Consider the following 1,998-nt stretch of genomic DNA (forward strand, 5'->3'; position numbering starts at 1 on the left):
CAATCCAAAAGTTTTCCTTTTTGATAAGGAAGGATTTTTGGATAAAAACCAAAATTGACGCATCGGTCAACGTTGGTATATTTCAAAATTCGGGGTGCGTTCATACGCCAAATGTATGAAAAATTTAATTCATTTTAGATTGAAGAATAATTTTTTCATCGAAAAAAACCATTTTGAGTGATAAAAAGCTGAAAAAATCCGCTTTTCCGCCACCTCGCTGATAATCAATAACATAGCTTTTTAACCAAATTGGCATCAAACCCACGCCAGTATTGAAGGAGCGGAAATTTTTGACACTAAAAAACAAATCCGCTTTTCCGCCAACTTTGGGAGCAGATTTTAAAATTTCCGCCAACTTTTTTTTAATGGGTTAACTTATTGATTATTATATAATTATATCATATATTATATACTAAGTTGGCGGAAAAGCAGAAAAGCGGATTTTTTCGGCAACTTTCATAAAGTGGCATATTTTTGTAAAAAGTGGCTATTTTTCGCAAGATTCAACTTTTTATCTTCTATTTTCGCAATATTCAACAACAAAAAAGCCGATTTCGTGAAAAATCGGCTTTTTTTAATGGTTAATTTGCTGTAAATCAATCAAATAATTTTTTCAAAAATTTATCTATTGCTCATTGTTGGTGATTGTGCCTTTTGCAGTTAGTTTGATCACTTTCACTTGCGCTGGTTGTGCAATTTTCCACGCTGTTCTACTTGCCTTATGCAAGCTTGATTTTTCAATTCTAATCACATTCACCTGGTTGGATTGATTTCCGCCAAGAACGTGAAAACATTTTTCATCTTCACCAACATAAAAACCAACGTGGCCACCGCCATTTCTTTTGAAGGTCAAAACATCACCAAACATTGGCACATCAACTTCAGTTCCATACTTCGCCCAGTTCAACGCCCAAAGCGGTTGTTTTACCACTTCAAATCCGGCACGATGCACACAGATAGCAACAAACAATCCACACCAAGGAATTTCATCATTGGTATAAAAGCGATCCAGTTCCAATTCATCCGCCCATTCAAGAATTGTTGGATTATGTTCCTTGCCAATAATTTCTTTTGTTCCGATAAGTTTCACAGCTTGCACCATCACTTTGGGAGCTGTTGTTGATTTTAGAAATTCGTACATAGTTATTGATTAAAAAAAAATTCAATTCTCGATTCCTCGCTTGTGAAAAAAATAAACTTTTCACCGTCAAAATGACTTCCTACATTTCCCTCAGGTATTTCAATTGGATATAAAACCCCGTTGATTTCTTGTGCTTCAATTTCTATCATATCTCTTCCAATTTCATAAACGAACCAGTTTTCAAAACAGTTGATGTTTGACCACTTGTAATTGACCTAAATGTAAATTGAACGTCTCCAGTAGTTGCACCCATTTCAATTTCTCCGTGAACAATACACATACCATTTTGAGAGTTAGCTGTTACAAATGCGTTATCAAAAAATCCGTTATTAGCGTTAATAAATGACATAATACTGTTTGAAGTCGCTGGACCTGCAGTTCCAAAACCAGTAATAAAAATAGTCGCCCCAGTTGGTATTGTTATTCCAATTCTTACTCCACCAACTCCACTGCAACCCAAATGAATACAAGCTGTTAAGCTATATCGCTTGTTAATTGATGGAGTTACTTTTAATTCAGTTATTGCTATCGGTGTTGTTCCTGTGGTAGATTGAAGCGCGCTTTCTTGTTTAGCTTCAAATACTTCTAACTTTTGCTTGATAGTTGTTGCAGTTTCGTCACCCGTATTAGAATTTTCTAAATCTAATAATGCTTTCACTTGCGAAACAGATAAACCTTCAATATTAGAACCACCACTACTTAACCTTCCTAATATTTCATTCGTTCCAATCGTTACTGCTGTTGGTGAACCTGTGCCACTTTGTTGTGCAAGAATAGAATGTGCTGGAGAATAATCAGCTTTTTCAACAAAATCAGAAGGATCTGGAATTGTTGGCTTATTAAGAATTTCAGCATCA

The 1,998-nt window shown here is 35.2% G+C and carries 4 protein-coding genes; all 4 read right to left on the reverse strand.

Annotated elements, in window-relative coordinates; all coding sequences use genetic code 11:
• Nucleotides 1-124 precede the first annotated feature (124 nt).
• On the reverse strand, nt 125-355 hold the full coding sequence (locus ABWO04_RS11435) for a hypothetical protein (protein ID WP_353079816.1): 231 nt from the start codon (nt 353-355) through the stop codon (nt 125-127).
• Nucleotides 356-625: 270 nt separating this feature from the next.
• Nucleotides 626-1,141 (reverse strand): TIGR02594 family protein, encoded by a 516-nt coding sequence (locus tag ABWO04_RS11440; protein WP_353079817.1) that lies wholly within the window; start codon nt 1,139-1,141, stop codon nt 626-628.
• Nucleotides 1,142-1,143: 2 nt separating this feature from the next.
• Nucleotides 1,144-1,290 carry a hypothetical protein gene (locus ABWO04_RS11445; RefSeq protein WP_353079818.1) on the reverse strand — a complete coding sequence of 49 codons (147 nt, stop codon included), beginning with the start codon at nt 1,288-1,290 and terminating at the stop codon, nt 1,144-1,146.
• Nucleotides 1,287-1,998 (reverse strand): hypothetical protein (locus tag ABWO04_RS11450; protein ID WP_353079819.1); only part of this gene is annotated, 712 nt, incomplete at its 5' end. The genes ABWO04_RS11450 and ABWO04_RS11445, both read right to left, overlap by 4 nt.

This window comes from Flavobacterium sp. (assembly GCF_040382755.1).
Lineage (GTDB): Bacteria > Bacteroidota > Bacteroidia > Flavobacteriales > Flavobacteriaceae > Flavobacterium.